This is a genomic window from Flavobacterium algoritolerans (assembly GCF_030010385.1).
In the GTDB taxonomy this organism is placed as follows: Bacteria; Bacteroidota; Bacteroidia; order Flavobacteriales; family Flavobacteriaceae; genus Flavobacterium; species Flavobacterium algoritolerans.
Window position 1 is genome coordinate 51,635 of the sequence record NZ_JASCRZ010000006.1, and the last position, 21,474, is coordinate 73,108.

The 21,474-nt window shown below is 34.0% G+C and carries 18 protein-coding genes; 8 read left to right on the forward strand and 10 right to left on the reverse strand.

What is annotated here, in order from left to right; all coding sequences use genetic code 11:
* Nucleotides 1-24: 24 nt before the first annotated feature.
* Nucleotides 25-1,482 carry an FAD-dependent oxidoreductase gene (locus QLS65_RS12935; protein ID WP_282718247.1) on the reverse strand — a complete coding sequence of 486 codons (1,458 nt, stop codon included), beginning with the start codon at nt 1,480-1,482 and terminating at the stop codon, nt 25-27.
* A gap of 387 nt (nt 1,483-1,869) precedes the next feature.
* On the opposite strand from QLS65_RS12935, the gene QLS65_RS12940 reads away from it, so the two are divergent.
* The gene (locus tag QLS65_RS12940; protein WP_282718253.1) at nt 1,870-2,307 is read left to right on the forward strand and encodes a PepSY-like domain-containing protein; all 438 of its coding nucleotides are present in this window, start codon (nt 1,870-1,872) and stop codon (nt 2,305-2,307) included.
* A gap of 93 nt (nt 2,308-2,400) precedes the next feature.
* Here the strand turns inward: QLS65_RS12940 and QLS65_RS12945 are convergent, their stop codons facing one another.
* The 8 genes from QLS65_RS12945 to QLS65_RS12980 all read right to left on the reverse strand — a co-directional run bounded on the left by QLS65_RS12945 (nt 2,401) and on the right by QLS65_RS12980 (nt 8,989).
* The gene (locus QLS65_RS12945) at nt 2,401-2,691 is read right to left on the reverse strand and encodes a hypothetical protein (RefSeq protein ID WP_282718259.1); all 291 of its coding nucleotides are present in this window, start codon (nt 2,689-2,691) and stop codon (nt 2,401-2,403) included.
* A gap of 265 nt (nt 2,692-2,956) precedes the next feature.
* A complete protein-coding gene (locus tag QLS65_RS12950; protein WP_099715573.1) occupies nt 2,957-3,889 on the reverse strand; it encodes a transglutaminase in 933 nt (310 codons plus the stop codon).
* Nucleotides 3,890-3,910: 21 nt separating this feature from the next.
* Nucleotides 3,911-4,762, reverse strand: coding sequence for a substrate-binding domain-containing protein (locus tag QLS65_RS12955; protein ID WP_282718261.1), 852 nt, complete (start codon nt 4,760-4,762; stop codon nt 3,911-3,913).
* Nucleotides 4,762-5,289, reverse strand: coding sequence for a GNAT family N-acetyltransferase (locus QLS65_RS12960; protein ID WP_282718263.1), 528 nt, complete (start codon nt 5,287-5,289; stop codon nt 4,762-4,764). The genes QLS65_RS12955 and QLS65_RS12960 overlap by 1 nt, the downstream gene beginning before the upstream one ends.
* Before the next feature lie 114 nt (nt 5,290-5,403).
* A complete protein-coding gene (locus QLS65_RS12965) occupies nt 5,404-6,528 on the reverse strand; it encodes an SDR family oxidoreductase (protein ID WP_282718265.1) in 1,125 nt (374 codons plus the stop codon).
* A 94-nt stretch (nt 6,529-6,622) separates the two neighbouring features.
* A complete protein-coding gene (locus QLS65_RS12970) occupies nt 6,623-7,492 on the reverse strand; it encodes a nucleoside phosphorylase (protein WP_282718267.1) in 870 nt (289 codons plus the stop codon).
* Between the two features lie 71 nt (nt 7,493-7,563).
* Nucleotides 7,564-7,893: a translation initiation factor gene (locus QLS65_RS12975; RefSeq protein ID WP_282713020.1), complete on the reverse strand. Its 330-nt coding sequence runs from the start codon at nt 7,891-7,893 to the stop codon at nt 7,564-7,566.
* Between the two features lie 145 nt (nt 7,894-8,038).
* Entirely contained in the window at nt 8,039-8,989 is a 951-nt protein-coding gene (locus QLS65_RS12980; protein WP_282713019.1) for an isopenicillin N synthase family dioxygenase, read from the reverse strand.
* A gap of 171 nt (nt 8,990-9,160) precedes the next feature.
* Here QLS65_RS12980 and QLS65_RS12985 point away from each other — a divergent pair, with 171 nt between their 5' ends.
* Nucleotides 9,161-11,137, forward strand: coding sequence for an alpha-ketoacid dehydrogenase subunit alpha/beta (locus tag QLS65_RS12985; RefSeq protein WP_282718269.1), 1,977 nt, complete (start codon nt 9,161-9,163; stop codon nt 11,135-11,137).
* A gap of 322 nt (nt 11,138-11,459) precedes the next feature.
* Here the strand turns inward: QLS65_RS12985 and QLS65_RS12990 are convergent, their stop codons facing one another.
* Nucleotides 11,460-13,004, reverse strand: a complete 1,545-nt coding sequence (locus QLS65_RS12990) for a hypothetical protein (RefSeq protein ID WP_099715562.1) — start codon at nt 13,002-13,004, stop codon at nt 11,460-11,462.
* 154 nt (nt 13,005-13,158) lie between these two features.
* Between QLS65_RS12990 and QLS65_RS12995 the strand changes: the two genes are divergently transcribed.
* The 6 genes from QLS65_RS12995 to ilvC all read left to right on the forward strand — a co-directional run bounded on the left by QLS65_RS12995 (nt 13,159) and on the right by ilvC (nt 21,067).
* Nucleotides 13,159-14,334, forward strand: coding sequence for a 2-isopropylmalate synthase (locus QLS65_RS12995; RefSeq protein WP_099716341.1), 1,176 nt, complete (start codon nt 13,159-13,161; stop codon nt 14,332-14,334).
* A 38-nt stretch (nt 14,335-14,372) separates the two neighbouring features.
* Complete coding sequence (leuB, locus tag QLS65_RS13000; protein WP_282718273.1) at nt 14,373-15,488, forward strand: 3-isopropylmalate dehydrogenase; 1,116 nt, start codon at nt 14,373-14,375, stop codon at nt 15,486-15,488.
* Between the two features lie 66 nt (nt 15,489-15,554).
* Nucleotides 15,555-17,228: a dihydroxy-acid dehydratase gene (gene ilvD, locus QLS65_RS13005; RefSeq protein WP_282718275.1), complete on the forward strand. Its 1,674-nt coding sequence runs from the start codon at nt 15,555-15,557 to the stop codon at nt 17,226-17,228.
* Between the two features lie 80 nt (nt 17,229-17,308).
* Nucleotides 17,309-19,003 carry a biosynthetic-type acetolactate synthase large subunit gene (ilvB, locus tag QLS65_RS13010; RefSeq protein WP_099715559.1) on the forward strand — a complete coding sequence of 565 codons (1,695 nt, stop codon included), beginning with the start codon at nt 17,309-17,311 and terminating at the stop codon, nt 19,001-19,003.
* Between the two features lie 4 nt (nt 19,004-19,007).
* Nucleotides 19,008-19,532 (forward strand): acetolactate synthase small subunit, encoded by a 525-nt coding sequence (gene ilvN, locus QLS65_RS13015; RefSeq protein ID WP_099715558.1) that lies wholly within the window; start codon nt 19,008-19,010, stop codon nt 19,530-19,532.
* 65 nt (nt 19,533-19,597) lie between these two features.
* Nucleotides 19,598-21,067 (forward strand): ketol-acid reductoisomerase, encoded by a 1,470-nt coding sequence (ilvC, locus tag QLS65_RS13020; protein WP_121342016.1) that lies wholly within the window; start codon nt 19,598-19,600, stop codon nt 21,065-21,067.
* Nucleotides 21,068-21,474 lie beyond the last annotated feature (407 nt).

Below are 21,474 nucleotides of genomic sequence, written 5' to 3' on the forward strand. Positions count from 1 at the left end.
TTTAAGTTTAGTTAAAGCACCTTATTATACGTCTTTTTTCTTTAGACATCGTCCTCTAGGCTCATCACCCTCATGAAGCACAATATCGGAATGTAGGAACTGTGCGGCAGCTGCAGAGTCATTCACTTTAGTAGCACTGCGTGCTAACATTTCTGATTCAAACTCCGTTAATACACTTTTCCTCAGTCCGACTTTTCGCCATTGAGAAAAAGGTCTGCATCCTCTTGATATCACACGAGCCAACGATAGTGCGTCCAGCAGCGCTTGATTTGCACCTTGTCCTTTGAATGGACTCATAGGGTGAGCCGCATCTCCAATCAGGGTTACTTTCTGTGCTTTCGCCAATAATTCTGGTTCAAGTAATTCTCGGTCATAAACGGGATAACCAGAAATCTGAGCTTCTAGGGTTGACGCTAAAATCTGAGGAATAGGGCTGTGCCACAGAGTTCTACGACAGGCTTCTTCCTTGAGTGCTTGAGGTCCTTTAGCACTTAATGCCTTAGCCTCTTCTTCTGGCATTGGAAAACTCAATTGCCACATTACGGAGTCTGAAGTATAAGGCATGATGTAGATTCGTTCATTGCCATTGGCGGTCTGAAATACAGTGGCCGAGTCCAGTAAAGAACTGTCAAGATTTTCGAGTGCTTTCAAAGGACAGATACCTAATATCACTATACAATCCAAGTAACGTAAAGGGCTGATATCGGCACCAATTAGCAACCTCCGCACTGAACTGCGAATACCATCCGCACCAACTACAAGATCCGCTTTGGTATGCTTGATTTCCCCATTCACTTGAAAACTTAAATCAACACCGTTACCATCACTTTCCTTATAATCTAATAACTGATGTCCCCATTGTAGCGCATCCTGTCCGCCGAGTTGTTGAATTAACGCTAAGCGCAAAGATTGTCGTGCAATATGGATATTAGTACGTTTTTGAAAAGTTTTTGTATCTGACTGTATCCATTTTCTGACTCCCCATTCACCGATTATTTTCCCTGCTGTCGTATGAACCAAATGTCTAGTTGAAATTACTCCTTCTTCCAGCGAGAAAATACCCAATCCCTCAATCGCTTTACTAGCTTGCTGTAGAGTGAGTCCGTAGCCCTGAGATCTGGCTTCGAAATTATTATCGCGTTCATATAAGGTAAAAGGAATTCCGCGATGCAAACAAGCCACAGCAAGAGCCACACCGCCAATACCACCACCAATAATGGCAAGGTGTGGATAGTTTTCTTTATCCGCTACAGTTGGACTGGAGGAACGAAGTAGCCCGGATCCGGAACATTTTGGGCAGGAGTGAAGGTGGCCTTTAGGAGGAACTGGAGCCGTTCCTTCGCCATTAGTCTTTTTAAATTGGTCTAATGCTAGCTGGTGGAGTAGCCGTGCTTTCTTAGTTAGTCCTCGACTTTTCTTGCCTCTTCCTTGACATTCTGCGCACATAGTCCAGCTTACTTCTTCATTTTCCACTTTTTTCACTTCGGTATTGATTTAACTATGCTGGTCCTAATTATTAACTTCTATATAATGTAACGGCAGAAACTTACATTTTTGAGCTTTTTGCCGCTTGTGGCAGTTGCGTAAGTTTAGGATAAAAGATTTACAACACAAAACTACTTTTTCAAATTGAAATAGAAAGGATTTCTCAGTGCTATTTTATTGAAATCTTGCAAAAAAAAGGTTGTAAACAGGTTCACAAGGAGGACAAGACAAACTTCATTAGAAACAATGGAGTTTTTTATTTCTTAGAGTTTGGCAGATATAAGTATTAAAAAAGTATCATAAAAATTAAAGGTTTCTTAAATTGATTTGAATGCATTTTTACTTATCGTAATTTAGCAATACGATAACCTAAATTTGGAAACCATGAAAAGGAAAATCACTTTAGTCGCATTATTACTGGGTTTTGTATTATCGGCGAGCGCGCAAAAGAGAATAGAAATCACTGAATTACCAATAGCAGCTCAGGATTTCCTTCAAAAATATTTTAGCCATACATCAGTTAATATCGCCAAGAAAGATGCGGAATATGGTGAAAAAGGCTATGAAGTCAAGCTTAAAGATGGTACTGAGGTAGAATTTTGGAAAGATGGTTCTTACCGTGAGGTAGATGGTGGCAAGAAACCGATTCCAACCGCATTCATTCCCGCAACAGTCAAAGATTATGTGGCAAAAAATTATCCGAATGAAAAAATTACACATATTGATTATGGACACAAAAACCTCGACGTTGATTTAACGAATAATATTGATTTAGAATTTACCAAAGAAGGACAAATTTTAAAAGGAAAAAAGCTAAACTAAAAAAATGGTTTGTAATTAAACTTGTTTTAAATGTATAAACTCCATTAGAAATAACGGAGTTTTTCATTTCTTTTAGTTTATGATTTGCGCGGTTTATTCTAAATCCATCATCATTAGTTCTATTTTAATGAATAATTCACCCACGCCTAATGCCGCCCAAATAATAAAAAGACCCAATAGAATTTTTATTACAAGCGGAATTGAAAAACCAGTTATTTTCTTGAAAATTACATTTGTCGGTGGGAAATAAACGACAGAAATTACAATGAGGAAAACTCCAAAACCTAGATCATTTCCCCAAAAAGTATTTATAATCCCGATTACCAGAACAACTATTCCAAACCCCCAACTTATTATATTCCAAACATTTGATTTATTATCCATATTTTTAATTTTTAAAGGTTTAAACTTTTTTTAATTACTTGTTTAATGCTGTATTTTTTAAAAGTACTTTGTAATTCAAAGTTAAATAAAATATTTTATTTATTGAACTTTTTTAAAATATTATTTTTAAATTGAAGATACATTTAAGACTACTTTAAATGGCTAACATTTTAAATCTAACATGAAATAGTGTTTAATATAATTCGTTTTGATTTTAAAAACGCGTCATTTATTTAAAGATTTTTTTAATGCTTTTGAAGTGTTATTAATCCAATGTCAAGGCACCTAAAATTTCTTCAGACATGAAAGGTCCTCCGGGATATTTGGCAGTATAATCAAGATTCATCCAGATTTGACCGCGCTCATCAACGTGATAATGAAGTTTTTGTTCATTGCTTTCATTGACAAATAATACATTTTTAATTAGAAAATTTACTTTTTCTAAATCAGTCAAAGAGCCTATCAGTATTTCGGGATAAATATGTCCGGTAGTATGGATTAATCGGGGAGTTCCACCGATAGACTTGATACTGGCAGCCATTAATATGGAATGATCATCACAGTCACCAGAAAAATAAAGCAGTGATTCTGTAGCTGTAGCGATATAATCACGTGCTTTTGGATCGCTTACATAGTTCCATCTGCTGTTAATTTCCTTGAAAACAGCAAAGCATTGTATAATAGTTCTGTAATCAGAATATCCTTTTATGTCTTTGAAATGTTTTGATGTTGCCATAATCGCAAAATTCCTGATTTTAGGATTTTGATATTCTATGGCATTGATGATTTTTGATTTATTGGGAAACGGAAGCAATTTTGCAATGATAATATCTTGTGGATATGGATTGTCTGACATTGTGTACATAATTGAATTATAATCTTCAAAAACGCTGTTAAATCCATAGTTTCCAATTGTCGAACCGTACACTAAAACCAATAAATATAGAATGATACAAAAGAGAATAATTGTTCTCAAGAATCGAAGGATAATTTGAATAACAACAATCATCAATAGAAACAAAACGACTCTGTCGATGTTCAGAAACCAATTGGGATTGATTAAGTTTTGATGAACAATAATAAAGAGTGGAATAGCAATTAATATATTTAGGATAAAAATAATAACGTCGTCCCAAGGTTTTTTGACCTGGAATCGCTGTTTTATACCCTGAAAATTAATTTCTTTTATTTTTATCATAGTAAAAATAAAAACAGTAATCTAGACTGTTTTTACAATATCCTCAAAAGTACCTTTTTTCTCGATAATTTTAAGTTGAAAAAGTTGATTTTGAACTTTGTTTAACATTTCTGCTGATAATGGTTTTTGTGACCATTTTGTTAACGATAACCATTCTTGAATATCTTCAATTTTTTGATGGTAATTTGAAGCCAACGTTTTATCAATACTTGGGATATCTTTGAATTCCTGTGTAATTTGATTAATGATTGCAAGAATTTTTGAAATAAGGACTGGATTTTTTTCCAAAACTTCCTCACGAACCGCAATTACAAAACAAGGCCAAGGAGTAGGGCAATCAGCAATTCTTCTGAAAATACCTTTATCGACTAATGGTTTGGTCATAAAACGTTCCCACATAAAATAATCAGCGGTTCCGTTTGTTAAAGCTTCGACAGCGCCATCGATAGTATTTACGATTTCAAACTGAAGATTATCTGTTCTCCAACCTTGATTATTCGCATTGATATAAGCCATTAATTGGGAACCGGAACCCAATCTGGAAATTGCCACTTTGGTATTTTCTAAGTCAGCAAATGTCTTGTAATTTGATTTTTCTGCTACGTGAATTCCCCAAATCAAAGGACTTTCAACATAAACCTGAACTATTTTACTCGGGTTTCCGGCAACAATATCTTTTACGATTCCTTCCGTTAGGATTACGGCAATATCTGTTTCGCCATCACGCAGCATTTGACACATTTTTCCGGTTCCTTCAGGAACGTCAGTCCATTGCAAATCGATATTTTCTTTTTCGAAATCTCCATTTTCTATTGATAAATGCCAGGGAAGATTGAAATGTTCCGGAACACCCGCTATTTTTATTATTTTCATTATAGGTTAGGATTTTTTAATTCGTACCAATTCCAAGAAACGCCCTCCTCCAAGTATTGTTCGGTCATTTCCAGTCCAATTTTTTGCAATATTCGGTTTGATGCGATATTGGCAGTATGCGCTGCGGCTTCCATAATTTTGATATTCATTACATTAAAACCATAATCGAGCCAAGCAAAACTGGCTTCACTTGCATATCCTTTGCCCCAGAATTTTTCGTTTAACCGATATCCAATGTCGTAGAAATGAATTTTATTATTCACCATTTCAGTGTTGTATTTTAATCCGGCCCAACCAATTAATTCATTGGTTTCTTTCAAAACAACAACAAATCGTCCAATGTTATTTTGGATGTATTGTTCTCTGACAAGCTTGATATACGCATGTACTTCGCTTATATCAGTCAATGGTTTGTTCCAAAGATATTGATGTACATTAGGATTGCTGTCCATTTCAAATAATGCTTCGGCATCTGAAACTAGCATTTCTCTTAAAATTAATCGGTCGGTTTCTAAAATAAGATTCATGTTTTACTAAAATTTGATGGTTCCCGATTTAGCCCTGATAGCAGTGAAAATCCTTTTCCTTTTTTCTTTAAAAAGGAAAAGATTGCAACGTATAGCGGGAAATAGCTCCTAAAATTACACATTAATATCTTTAAAATTATTCAATCTCGCATACCGAATCATATTGGTAAATGCCTCCTGGTCCAGTTTTGGTATTTCAAGAATGGAATTCAACAAAGTGGTATCGTATTCATTGGCAGCTGTTGTAAAATAAGGGTTTAAATGTTTGCCAATACTTTCATAATACAATTTTTCGATAGTATTTTTGTATTTGAAGTCTAACGAATTTTGTATTAAGGTAAAATTGGTATAACCAACTTCCTTCATAATTAACTGCAATCCATTTACCATATTGAAACTTTTATGATGTACAATATTAAGCTGTTCAATATCTTCTCTTTCGAATGTATTTACAATCACTTTTGCCACATAATCGACAGGAATAATGTTCAAAACGGTGTCTTCATTGACTATAAAACGCACATTTTCTTGATCTCCTTTTCGTTGGGAAGTGAAGTGAAAGAATTTAGCCAAAAGATAAAAAACCATATATTTCGAAATAAAATACTGGTTTTCGTTCCCCAACATTTTGCCTCCAATCACACTTGGGCGAAGAATTTGAAAGGGCAAGCCTATTTTTTTACATTCTTGTGCTATAAAATTTTCTGAATGGAATTTGGCATTTTCATACGCATTGCGGTGCTCCGGTTTGAATCCTAAACTATGAAAATCATTGTCAATTAATCCTTTTCGGTTTCCAGATGAAAAAGCAGTTCCAATGTAAATGAACTTTTTTATAAAAGGATGAAATAGATTGAAAAGGGATTTTGTGATTTTGGTATTCTCTTCAAAAATTTTTTCGCGTTGTTCTTCATCGGTAGATAAATTCACGAATCCTGCCGAATGGATAAAATAAGCACCTTTTATTTGACTTGAAAAAGTATATTGAATTACATCCAAATCGGTATCAATGATTTCAATGTATTCGTGCAGTTTTGCGATGCCTTTGTCTTTTATGATTTTAGGCGTATAACTACTGGATAAGAGTTCGTTTATTCGATCTAAAGCGGAGTTTTTTCCTTTATTTCGTGCAATAATAAATAGTTTTCCATCAATTTTAGTGTTGATGAAAAGCTCCAGAATTTCATACATAATATGAGATCCTAAAACTCCTGTTGCACCTGTAAGTATTATTTTCATTATCGTTTTGTTCTAAAAACAAATGTAGTTTTAAAAAAATTAAAGAGCACTTTTTTAAAACTACAAATGGGTAAGATTTTGAAAATTAATTTCGCTATCCTAAAGCTATTTTTTCTAAAGTATACGCAATCAATTCATCAACGGCTTTGTACGGATCCTCGCTAAATGTTCCCGAAGCACGATTAGCAATAATGGCGTTTAATGACAATGCGTTATGTCCTAAAAGCGCCGAAAGTCCATAAATAGCTGCCGTTTCCATTTCTAAGTTTGTGATTTGGTTGTCACCAAATTTAAAATTATCCATTTTAGCATTCAACTCTTCATCTTGAATATTCAAACGCAAAACGCGACCTTGAGGACCATAAAAACCACCGGCAGTTGCGGTAATTCCTTTATGCATTTTATTGCTTTCTATCATTTTTTCCAGTTTTTCGGAACAAGCAATTACATATGGCTTTCCTTTTCGTAAATCCCAATTGGTGTGTTTCACAAAAGCATCTTCCATTTCAAGATTCGAAACTTCGTCAATCAAATAGGAGCGTAGCATGTTATCCAGTCCTAATCCAAATTTTGACATCACAAAACTATCCACAGGAATATCGGCTTGTAAAGAACCCGAAGTTCCAATACGGATTATGTTCAATGAAGTCAAATTTTCTTTTGGCTGACGTGTTTTCAAATCAATATTGACCAAAGCATCCAGTTCGTTGATGACGATATCAATGTTATCAGGACCAATTCCTGTTGACATTACCGTAATTCGTTTGCCTTTGAAAATCCCAGTTTGGGTTTTGAATTCTCTTTTTTGAGTCGAAAATTCGATGCTGTCAAAAAAATGCGTGATTTTCTCCACGCGATTTTGATCTCCTACAAAGATGATATCGTGTGCAATATGTTCTGGTTTTAAATTCAAATGGTAAACGCTGCCGTCTGGATTTAATATTAATTCTGATGATTGTATCATTATTTTTTTGTTTAATGTTTAAGGTTTCAAGTTGCTCAACTGAATACTAATAACTGAACACTGAATACTTTTTACCCTCCAACACGTTTTACTTTAAATCCTTTTTCTTTTAAAATAGTCATTATTTTATCACGATAATCACCTTGAATGATAATGGAATTATCTTTGAAAGTTCCACCAACACTCAATTTGGTTTTGATTTCCTTGGCAAGAATTTTAAAATCCTCGTCAGTACCTTCATAACCTTCAATTATGGTTGTCGCTTTTCCTTTTCGTTTTTCGAATTTACAAATCATAGGTTCTTTTTGAACGTATAATTCGTGAGCCACTTCTTCAATTGTATCTTCAGGAGATGGTTCGTGATCTGGAAAAAGGTTTTTTAATTGGTCTTGTAAGTCCATGTTTTAAAAATTAATTAATTATTAAACCATTAAGAAGTTAAGAAAATTAAGTTTCACTGCTCTTAATCTACCTTAATTTCTTAATGGTAAAAAACAAAAAGACATCAAGCGAACTCGATGTCTTTCTTGAACTATAAATTAAAAATTATTTTTTGATTAACCCTAAATCTACTAAACGCTCGTATAAATAGGCTCCTGCGGTAATATCTTCGAATTTTTTTGGATGTTCTGCATCAATACAGTTTTCCAAACAATCCAATTTCATATCACTCACTGGATGCATAAAAAACGGAATAGAATAACGTGAAGTTCCCCATAATTCTCTTGGTGGGTTTACCACTTGATGAATGGTAGATTTCAATTTGTTATTCGTATGACGTGACAACATATCACCCACATTAATCACTAATTCATCCGGTTCAGCAATGGCATCAATCCATTCTTCGTTGTGATTTTGTACTTGCAATCCTTTTCCTTGTGCACCCATCAACAAAGTAATCAAGTTGATATCACCGTGAGCAGCAGCACGAATAGCATTTGCTGGTTCAGACGTGATTGGTGGGTAATGAATTGGTCTTAAGATTGAATTTCCGTCTTTAGCATATTGGTCAAAATAAAATTCATCTAAACCAAGGTGTAAAGCCAAAGCTCTCAAAACATAAACTCCTGTTTTCTCAAGCATTTGGTAAGCCTCTTTACCTACAACATTAAAACGGGGAAGTTCTTTAACTTCAACGTTTTCAGGATACTCTGAAGCGTATTTTGAATCTTCAGACACGTATTGTCCAAAATGCCAAAACTCCTTCAAATCACCTTCTTTTCTGCCTTTGGCATGCTCTGTTCCAAAAGAAACATAACCTCTTTGTCCGCCAATTCCAGGGATTTCATAACTGTGTTTTGTTTCTAAAGGTAAAGCGAAAAAATTTCTGATTTCACCATACAATTCATCAACCAGTTGGTCGTTTAAAAAATGCCCTTTGAGTGCTACGAAGCCAATATCTTCAAATGCACTTCCGATTTCATTTACAAATTTTTGTTTACGTTTCGGGTCGTCCGAAAGGAAATCACGCAAGTCAACACTAGGAATGTTTTGCATACTTTTAAATATTTTTTAATAACTTGTAAGGCTAAAACCTTGCAGATACAAATGTAAAGAATAATTTTATATCTGAATTTTAAAACTTACAAACAATATAAAAAAATATAACAAAATAACACTAAACTGTTATATTTTTTTATCTTTGAACCATATAATAAAACCGAAAAAATGATCTTCGACAGAAAAAATCTTACAGACAACCAATTATTAGATTTTTATAAAAGAATACTGAAACCAAGACTAATTGAGGAGAAAATGTTGATTCTTATTCGTCAGGGAAAGGTATCCAAATGGTTTTCTGGAATTGGTCAAGAGGCTATTTCTGTTGGAGTCACAGCAGTTTTAGACACGGATGAATACATTTTGCCAATGCACAGAAATCTTGGCGTTTTCACCGGAAGAGACATTCCGTTGTACCGTCTTTTTTCACAATGGCAGGGCAAAGCCAATGGTTTTACTAAAGGTCGTGATCGCAGTTTTCACTTTGGAACACAACAATACAAGATTATTGGAATGATTTCGCATTTAGGTCCGCAATTAGGCGTTGCTGACGGAATCGCTTTAGCCAATAAACTAAAGAAAAACGGAAAAGTTACTGCCGTTTTTACTGGCGAAGGTGCTACCAGTGAAGGCGATTTTCACGAAGCATTGAATATTGCTTCTGTTTGGGAATTACCGGTGCTGTTTGTCATCGAAAATAATGGTTATGGACTTTCGACTCCTACAAATGAACAATACCGTTGCGAAAACCTGGCCGATAAAGGGAAAGGTTACGGAATGGAAAGTCATATTGTTGATGGAAATAATATTCTGGAAGTGTTTAATTTGTTATCTGAATTGAAGGCTTCGATGAAAGAAAATCCACGTCCAGTTTTATTAGAATTTAAAACCTTCAGAATGCGTGGACATGAAGAGGCGAGTGGGACTAAATACGTTCCACAGGAATTAATGGACATGTGGGCGATTAAAGATCCAGTAGAAAATTATAAAAAATATTTAACCGAAAACGGAGTTCTTACCGCCGATTTTGATACTGCTTTACATGCTGAAATAAAGAAGGATATCGATGAAAGTCTGGCTATTGCCAATGCGGAACCGGAAATTGAGTCTACTTTAAGCGAAGAACTAAATGATGTTTACAAACCGTATGAATTTGAACATGTTAATTCTTCAGAAGAAAAAGAAAATATTCGTTTTATAGATGCCATTTCTAGCAGTTTGAGACAATCTATGGAACGCCATGAAAACTCAGTAATCATGGGTCAGGATATTGCTGAATATGGTGGTGCTTTTAAAATTACCGATGGTTTTGTAGCGCAGTTTGGCAAGGAGCGTGTTATCAATACGCCAATTTGTGAAAGTGCAGTGGTTTCAGCAGGAATGGGATTGTCGATTAATGGATATAAAGCGATTGTGGAAATGCAGTTTGCCGATTTTGTTTCGACAGGTTTCAATCCAATTGTGAATTTATTAGCCAAATCACATTATCGTTGGTTAGAAAAAGCCGATGTTGTGGTCCGAATGCCTTGCGGTGGAGGAACACAAGCAGGACCTTTTCATTCGCAAACCAATGAAGCTTGGTTTACCAAAACGCCAGGTTTAAAAGTAGTTTATCCTGCATTTCCGTATGATGCCAAAGGATTGTTGAATACTTCCATAAACGACCCGAATCCTGTATTGTTTTTTGAACACAAACAATTATACAGAAGCATTTACCAAGATGTTCCTACCGATTATTATACCATTCCATTAGGAAAAGCGGCTTTGTTGAAAGAAGGGGCTGATATTACTATCATTTCGTTTGGAGCTGCAGTGCATTGGGCTTTGGATACTTTATCAAAAAATCCTGAAATTTCTGCTGATTTGTTGGATTTGAGAACTTTACAGCCTTTGGATACTGAAGCTATTTTTGCTTCTGTTAAGAAAACGGGAAGAGTGATTATTTATCAGGAAGACAGTATGTTTGGTGGTATTGCCAGTGATATATCAGCAATGATAATGGAAAATTGTTTCAAATATCTTGATGCGCCAGTAAAACGCGTAGCAAGTTTAGACTCACCAATTCCTTTTACAAAAGCATTGGAAGATCAATATTTGCCGAAAGGAAGATTCGAAAGTGATTTGAAAGAACTCTTGGCATACTAATAGTTAGAATTATTATTAGGTTGTTTTTAGCGTTATGATTCTAAAAATAACCTAATAGCCAATAGATTATTATGAAAATAATAATTGTTCCAAAACAGCCGCCACCTAATTTTTTGGCACCGTAACCTGCAAGTATTGTTTTAAAAAATCCATTCATACATTTTAAATTTTTAAGTATTCTTTAAAAGTACTGAATATTTTTTAGACGATTGTTTTAGTTTAATTCCAAAAATATTTTCTTAATAAGAGCTAATTCTTAGAGAACATTGTTTTATTATCAAATTTAGTTTAAAGCAATTGTATTTTTTAAAAAATCAAAATCTTATCGATTGATCAATTTTGCTTTCTCCTTAATAATATCACTGATTTTTCGGTTTTCAATTTTGCTTTCGAGCCAAGAAATAATGTCTAAATAAAGGAAAGCTCTTTTTTCATAAGTGTTTTTTTCCAATTCAATAAATCGAGCTCTCATTTTTATAAACTCCTTTTTGATATCCGTTGGATAAATAGAGTTTAAGTTTTTCAAAAATCGAATGATTTCTTTTTGCACTTCATGTAAATCATTCATTTTGATGAGGAATTTATAAGTATTTTTCAACTGATTTTCCAGGTAATAATCCTTACCTAATTCATAATGAGCAATTAAACACAAAATTCGGGCAAAACACATCAAATCTTCTCGCATCGAAAGATTTTTGTTGTTTATGATTTTCTCTAAATAAAAGATACATTCCGCATATTTTTCATTTCCGAAATAAATAGAGGCAAATTTATAATAGAACAACATTTCGTGATGCTCATCAAGATGGTCCGTATGAAGTTTTAATTTATTTAAGACTTCGGGAATTAAGTATTCGCTTTCGGCAAACGTTCCTTCCAGAATGTGGTAATTCAATTTATTGTTATACACATATAAGAATGATAGTGACGCAATATTGTCATTCACGGGAAAACGTGGGTCTTTTATGGTATTTTCCAGCAGTGATAAATACTTTTTGAATTTTGATTTGTATTTCAACATGTATAAAGATTCCAATAAATAATGGTTTCCTTTTAAGAAAAATACAGGGTTTAAATAAATCATATTAGGGTTGTCATAAAAAAGCGTCACCCATTTTAAAGAATATTTATAGCAGGAAAGAAAATCCTGTACTAAGAAACTTCGCCATAAATACGCATTATAAAACCAATATTTTTCTCTAAAACCAAACTTTTTATCATCAAATTTAGAAATGTGTTTATTGAAATAGTCGTCTATATATGTATACTCTTCATCACTTTTCACATAACCGGTTTTAAGCATAATCCCATACAGTTGCAGGGATAAATTAGATAATTTACTGGAAATGGTATTGCGGTAATTTAATTCTTTGGCCTGGATAACCAATTCATCAGCCCGTCCTTGAATACTTCGTGTGATGTATTGTGATTCAATAAGTTTTTCAAATTCTACGATTTCATACGCCATGAGTTTTTCATCATTCTCTAAAGCTAAAATTTTTGTTTTATCCAAAATTTTTAAACTCTGCTTGTATAACCCTTTATTGTATAATATAGCAGCAAAATCAATTTGTTCTCTAAGCTGATATCGAATGTTTTGACTGGGAATATTCAATCGGATGCTCACTAAAATTTGCTTGTACAAGTATGATTTAAGATTCGATAATTGTACTTTTTTAATGATACCGCTTTTCAGAATGAGTTTCTCATCATAGACTTCTGATTTGTCTAAAATGTTGAATAATTCGATGAATTTTGTATTGGAACTGGTTTCCAATCGGCTTGCAAAAATCTTAAATTGTCTTTTTTCAGATTTTGAAAGCGATTTTATTAATACAAATAAGAAATCTTTTTGATGGTTAGCCATTGTAAAATATAGTAGCTTAATGTGTTGTTTTTCAGTAGCTTACAAAGTTATTATTTGTTTTATAAGCAGTATATTTCATTAAATTGAGTTTTATAATAAAGTAATGAAAGATATTTTTGTTATCAAGATGTGAAATTACATTAAATAAATGAAAATGAATAGAGAGAAAGTTCAAATTTTTGATACCACTTTAAGAGATGGCGAACAGGTCCCAGGATGTAAATTAGATACCAATCAAAAACTCGTTATAGCAAATCGACTGGACGAAATGGGTGTTGATATTATAGAAGCTGGTTTTCCTGTTTCTAGTCCGGGTGATTTTTTATCTGTTTCAGAAATAAGTAAGGTGGTAAAAAATGCAGTTGTCTGCGGATTAACAAGAGCGGTGAAAAATGATATTGATGTTGCTGCAGAAGCTTTAAAACATGCAAAAAGACCTCGTATACATACTGGAATTGGAACTTCTGATTCGCACATAATACACAAGCTAAATACAACTAGAGAAGATATTATTGCACGTGCAAAATTTGCCGTTTCACATGCTAAATCGTATGTTGAAGATGTTGAATTTTATGCTGAAGATGCAGGTAGAACAGATAATGAATTCTTGGCGCGAGTCTGTGAAGAAGTAATAAAATCAGGTGCTACCGTACTTAATATTCCAGATACAACAGGGTATTGTTTACCAGAAGAATATGGTGCGAAAATTAAATATTTAAAAGAAAACGTCAAAGGAATTGAAAACGTAATCTTGTCTTGTCACTGTCATAATGATTTAGGAATGGCTACTGCTAATTCAATTGCAGGGGCAGTAAATGGAGCCAGACAAATTGAATGTACCATAAACGGGATAGGTGAAAGAGCAGGAAATACAGCACTTGAAGAAGTGGTGATGATTTTCAAACAACATCCTTATTTGAATTTAGACACGAATATCAATACACGTCAGCTGAATGAAATGAGCCGATTGGTTTCTGAAAGTATGGGAATGATGGTGCAGCCTAATAAAGCGATTGTTGGTGCGAATGCTTTTGCGCACAGCTCCGGAATTCATCAAGATGGTGTGATAAAAAATAGAGCAACTTATGAAATCATGGATCCTTTAGAAGTAGGTGTAAATGAATCATCTATAGTTCTTACGGCCAGAAGTGGTAGAGCAGCATTGGCTTACAGAGCCAAAAAAGTTGGGTACGAACTTACAAAAGTGCAATTAGATGTTGTCTATGTTGAATTTTTAAAGTTTGCTGACATTAAAAAAGAAGTGTTGGATGATGATATTCATCAAATAATTGAAGCTTGTAAAATGAATAAGGAATTAATCCTTAACTAAAATATTTTGATTTCTAATAAAATCTAAATCCTACTATTATGAACTTAAAAATAGCAGTACTTTCAGGAGACGGAATAGGTCCGGAGGTAATCTTACAAGCAAAAAAAGCATTGTATGCAATAGGTGTTGTTTTTGATCATGAGTTTGTTTTTGAAGACGCGCTTATTGGTGCTATTGCTATTGAGAAAACAGGAAATCCTTTACCGGAGCAAACATTGAACCTTTGTTTGAATACTGATGCTATATTGTTTGGAGCCGTTGATGATTCAAAATATGATACCCATTCAGATTCAAAATCACGCCCTATTCAAGGATTATTAAAATTGAGACAAGCACTAGGATTGTATGCGAATATAAGACCTATAAAACCATACAATGACTTATTGGACTTATCTCCTTTAAAAAGAAAAATAATTGAAGGAGCTGATTTTATAATTTTCAGAGAAATTTCGGGAGGATCTTATTTCAGTGAAAAAAAGATCAACGAACAAGGCACTTTAGCCTCTGATTTATGTGAGTATTCCGAAGAAGAAATTATTCGTATCAGTCATTTAGCTTTTAGAACTGCACAAAAAAGACAAAAAAAGGTGACTTTGGTAGACAAAGCCAGTATCCTTGAAACGTCAAGATTATGGAGAAAAGTGGTATCAGAAATCGCAGAAGGATATCCTGATGTAACCTTAGATTTTCTTTTTGTTGATAATGCGGCAATGCAAATAATCATTAATCCAAAACAGTTTGACGTCATTTTGACTGAAAATTTATTCGGAGATATTTTATCAGATGAAGCGAGTGTAATTACCGGTTCAATAGGATTATTGCCATCAGCATCTTTAGGAAATTCAAATGCACTTTTTGAGCCTATTCATGGTTCTTATCCAGAAGCAAAAAGAAAAAATATTGCCAATCCTATTGCTTCAATAGTATCTGCTGCGATGCTTTTGGAACATTTTGATCTTCATATCGAATCGCAAAAGGTATACGAAGCGGTTCATAAAGCAATCGAATTAAATGTCGTCACTGCCGACTTGAATCCGTATTCAAAATTTGGCACTAATGAAGTGGGAGATTTTGTTTCGAATTATATTCTAAGTAAAGACGACTTATATTTTAAAAGTGACAATGTCTACATAGGCCAATCGACCATAGTTTAAAAAATAAATAATTGATGGTACCTATAATTTTTCAGAAAAACATATTACCTACAAACTAACATAATAATGGAATTAAATAAATACAGCAAAATAATCACGCAAGATGAAACACAACCAGCTTCTCAGGCCATGTTGTACGGAATTGGATTAACTGAAGAAGATCTTAAAAAAGCGCAAATAGGAATTGTGAGTATGGGTTATGATGGAAACCCTTGCAATATGCACTTAAATGATTTGGCTAAAGATATTAAGACTGGCGTCTGGGCAGTAGATTTAGTTGGTTTGATTTTCAATACTATTGGTGTCAGTGATGGTATTTCAAATGGTAATGATGGAATGCGTTTTTCTTTGGTTTCTCGTGATGTAATTGCAGATTCTATTGAAACAGTTATGGGAGCTCAGTGGTATGATGGAATGATTGCTGTTCCAGGTTGTGATAAAAATATGCCAGGAGCGCTAATGGCTATGGGTAGAGTCAATCGTCCTTCGATTATGGTTTATGGAGGTTCTATTCACCCAGGAAAATGGAAAGGCGAGGATTTGAATATTGTTTCTGCTTTTGAAGCATTAGGAAAAAAATTCAATAACACTATTACACCTGAAGATTTTAAAGGTGTGATTCAAAATGCTTGTCCAGGTGCAGGTGCTTGTGGTGGAATGTATACTGCTAATACCATGTCATCTGCGATTGAAGCATTAGGAATGAGTTTACCTTACAGTTCTTCTAATCCTGCTTTGAGCCCAGAAAAAAAACAAGAATGTGTTGATGCTGGTAAAGCGATCAGAATATTATTAGAAAAAGATATTAAGCCAAGAGACATTATGACCCGTAAAGCATTCGAAAATGCAATTACAATCGTAGCTGTTTTAGGAGGTTCTACAAATGCGGTTATGCACTTAATTGCAATGGCTCACTCGGTTGGTATTGAATTGACATTGAAAGATTTTCAAGATATTAGTGATAAAACACCTTTATTAGCAGATTTGAAACCAAGTGGAAAATACTTAATGGAAGATTTACACAATGTTGGTGGTGTTCCGGGAGTAATGAAATATTTATTAAAAGTAGGTTTATTGCACGGAGATTGTTTGACTGTAACCGGAAAAACAATTGCAGAAAATTTAGCTTCAGTTCCTGATTTGCATGATGGTCAACAAGTGATTCATGAAATTCAAAATGCTTTAAAAGCAACTGGAAATATTCAAATTTTATACGGAAACATTGCAACAGAAGGTTGTGTGGCTAAAATTAGTGGTAAAGAAGGAGAATTTTTTGAAGGTACAGCTGTAGTTTTTGAAGGTGAAAAAGATGTAATCAGAGGAATCCAAGCTGGTGAAGTAAAACCAGGAAACGTAGTAATCATTCGGTATTGTGGTCCAAAAGGTGGTCCTGGAATGTCTGAAATGTTAAAACCAACTTCTGCTATTATGGGAGCTGGTTTAGGAAATTCAGTTGCTTTGATTACTGACGGACGTTTCTCTGGAGGTTCACACGGTTTTGTGGTAGGTCACGTTACACCAGAAGCGTATGATGGTGGCGGAATTGCTTTAATAGAAAACGGTGATGTGATTTCAATTGATGCTGTAAAAAACACCATTAATATGAAAATATCTGACGAAGAATTTGCAAAACGTAAAGCCAATTGGAAAAAACCGGAATCACCAATTAAACAAGGAGTGTTACTTAAATATATGCGTTCGGTCTCAAGTGCCTCTGAAGGATGTGTAACCGATAAATAATTTTCAAAAAAGAAGGAATAGAAACAAAACAAAATATTTTAAATATATGTTTCTATCTCTCAAAAATAATAAACGTACCCATGGGAACAAATAAAATATCCGGCGCCGAAGCCGTTATAAGATGCTTATTAGAAGAAGGAGTAGATTTGGTTTATGGCTATCCAGGTGGAGCTATAATGCCAGTTTACGACGAATTATATAAATTTCAAGATCAATTACACCACGTTCTAGTTCGTCATGAACAAGGAGCAACTCATGCTGCACAAGGTTTTGCAAGAGCAACAGGAAAAGTAGGAGTTGCGATTGCAACTTCGGGTCCGGGAGCCACAAATTTAGTTACAGGAATTGCAGATGCGCAAATCGATTCGACTCCTATGGTTTGTATCACAGGACAAGTAGGAAAACATTTATTGGGCTCCGATGCGTTTCAAGAAACTGATATTATTGGAATTTCGACTCCGGTAACCAAATGGAATTACCAAATAACGGAAGCTTCAGAAATTCCTGAAATCATTGCAAAAGCATTTTATATTGCCAGATCAGGTCGTCCAGGTCCAGTATTAATTGATATTACAAAAAATGCTCAGTTTGACGAAATTGAATTCAGTTATAAAAAATGTACCAGTATTAGAAGTTACAATCCGAAACCAGTTTTAAATCTTGAAAAGGTTAAGGAAGCGGCAGCATTAATTAATACTGCTAAAAAACCATTTATCATATTTGGTCAAGGAGTAATTCTTAGTGAAGCAGAAGCAGAGTTAAAAGCTTTGGTTGAAAAATCAGGAATTCCGGCTGCTTGGACAATTTTAGGACTTTCGGCAATGCCAACAGATCATCCATTAAATGTAGGAATGGTGGGAATGCACGGAAATTACGGTCCTAATGTTTTGACAAATGAATGTGATGTTTTAATTGCGCTTGGAATGCGTTTTGACGATCGTGTTACAGGAAATTTAGCTACTTATGCGAAACAAGCTAAAGTAATTCACTTTGAAATTGATCCAGCTGAAGTAGATAAGAATGTAAAAACTACTGTAGCAGTTTTGGCCGACTTAAAAGAGTCTTTAACAGCTTTACTTCCTTTAATTGAAAACAACTCTCATGAAGCTTGGCACAATGAATTCAAAGAGAAATATGAAATAGAATTAGAAGCGGTAATCAATGACGAGTTAAAACCAAAGAAAGAAGGAATTTCTATGGGAGAAACGATTGAAATGATTAACAAACATTCTAAAGGAGATGCCATTATGGTTTCGGATGTGGGTCAACACCAAATGTTTGCGTGTCGTTATGCCAAATTCAATTCGACCAAAAGCAATGTAACATCCGGTGGTTTAGGAACTATGGGATTTGCATTACCGGCAGCGATTGGAGCCAAAATGGGAATGCCAAATCGTGAAGTGGTAGCCATTATTGGTGATGGAGGTTTTCAAATGACTATTCAGGAACTAGGAACTATTTTTCAAACTAAAGTTCCAGTGAAAATTGTGGTCTTGAACAATGAATTTTTAGGAATGGTACGTCAGTGGCAACAATTGTTTTTTGACAAAAGATATGCTTCTACAGAAATGATCAATCCTAATTTTATAGCTATTGCTGAAGGCTATTATATTAAATCAAAAAAAGTAACCAAAAGAGAAGATTTAGATGCTGCCGTTGCCGAAATGATGGCTTCAAAAGAATCGTATTTCCTTGAAGTTATGGTAGAAAAAGAAAATAACGTATTCCCAATGATTCCTACAGGAGCATCGGTTTCTGATATAAGATTGAGTTAATATTATGGAAAATAAAACATTCACCATTTCTGTTTATTCAGAAAACAACGTTGGCTTATTAAACAGAATATCTGGAATATTCTTGAAACGCCATATCAATATTTTGAGTTTAAATGTATCCGAATCTGAAATTGAAAATGTTTCCAGATTTATCATTGTAGTTAATACTACTGAAAAATGGGTGCAAAATATAGTAGGACAAATCGAAAAACAAATCGAAGTCATCAAAGCATTTTATCATATTGACGAAGAAACTATTTTCTTGGAAAATGCACTATTCAAAATTGAATCGAGCTTGCTTTTTGATGAAAAACAAATTCAGAACATAATTAAGGAAAGCCACTCTGAAATAGTTACTGTTGCGAGAGACTTTTTTGTGATTTCAAAATCAGGACAACGTGCTGAAATAGAATCGTTATACGAAAAATTAAAACCTTTTGGAATCATGCAATTTGTTCGTTCTGGGAGAATATCGGTTTCCAAAGCAAAAATGGAGATTTCAACATTATTAGAAGAACTTAAACAGTAATTCGTTTAATTTTCAATTAGTAAACCTATCAATTATTAAATTTTACAATCATTAAATAATAAAAAATGGCAAATTATTTCAATTCATTACCACTTAGATTACAATTAGAACAATTAGGCGTTTGCGAATTCATGGATCAATCTGAATTTGTAGACGGAATTAAAGCTTTAGCAGGAAAAAAAGTAGTTATTGTAGGTTGTGGAGCACAAGGTTTGAACCAAGGTTTGAACATGAGAGATTCTGGTTTAGATATTTCTTATGCATTGCGCGCAGATGCAATTTCAGAAAAAAGAGCTTCGTTTAAAAATGCTTCTGATAATGGTTTCAAAGTGGGAACGTATGAAGAATTAATCCCAACAGCTGATTTGGTTTGTAACCTTACACCAGATAAGCAACATACAGCTGTAGTTACAGCGATTATGCCTTTGATGAAAAACGGTTCAACTTTAGCGTATTCTCACGGTTTTAATATTGTAGAGGAAGGAATGCAAATCCGTAAAGACATCACTGTTATTATGTGTGCGCCAAAATGTCCAGGATCTGAAGTGCGTGAAGAATATAAAAGAGGTTTCGGTGTACCAACTTTAATCGCGGTTCACCCGGAAAATAATCCAAACGGAGAAGGTTTTGAACAAGCAAAAGCGTATGCTGTTGCTACTGGTGGTCACAAAGCTGGAGTATTGAACTCTTCATTTGTAGCCGAAGTAAAATCGGATTTAATGGGAGAACAAACCATTCTTTGTGGAATGTTACAAACAGGTTCTATTTTATGTTTCGATAAAATGGTTGAAAAAGGAATCGAGCCGGCTTATGCTTCAAAATTAATTCAATACGGTTGGGAAACAGTAACTGAAGCCTTGAAACATGGTGGAATTACTAATATGATGGATCGTTTGTCAAATCCTGCAAAAATTGAAGCGTATGAATTAGCAGAAGAATTGAAAGATATCATGCGTCCATTGTTCCAAAAACATCAAGACGATATCATTTCTGGAGAATTTTCAAGAAACATGATGATTGACTGGGACAATAATGATGTTAATTTATTGACTTGGAGAGCTGCAACTGCAGAAACTAACTTCGAGAAAACGGCTCCGACAGCAGCTCATATTTCAGAACAAGAATATTTTGACAATGGTGTTTTAATGATTGCCATGGTTAAAGCGGGTGTAGAATTAGCTTTTGAAACAATGACACAATCAGGAATCATTGAAGAATCAGCGTATTACGAATCTTTACATGAATTGCCTTTAATTGCTAATACAGTAGCAAGAAAAAAATTATATGAAATGAACAGAATCATTTCGGATACAGCAGAATACGGTTGTTATTTATTTGACCATGCTTGTAAACCTTTATTGGCTGATTTCATGAAAACGGTTGATACAAATGTAATAGGAAAACCTTTTTCAACTTCTAATGGAGTAGATAATGCAGTTCTTATTGCTGTAAACAAAAGTATTCGTCAACATCCAATTGAAGAAGTAGGTGAGTGGTTGAGAGAATCAATGACTGCCATGAAAAAAATAGGATAATAAAAAATAGGAATTACCACACAAGAGGGTGTGTTGGGATTAGCTCTATATCATTTGATTTCATAATATTTTGAATTAGTTAAAACTTATTAAAAAGATAAATGGATATGGATGCTTGTACATTCACTTAACTTTAAACGAGCTTAAAGTTGAGTGAAGTAGTCCCTATTAAAAATATTGGGAAGTAGTAGAAATATCCATGTTTATTTTCTAAATAAATCATGCTAAAAGATTAGTAGTAGAATTCCTTGATTGGAACGAAATAGTTTTGGTTGATTATTGTTCAAAAAATCATCGTTTATAGTACTAAAATAATTGTTGTTAAATTTTGTTGATACAGGAGGTGAGGTAGATTTAAATCTATCTCGCCTTTTTGTGTTTTACTTATTTTGCCAAAAACAGTAAAA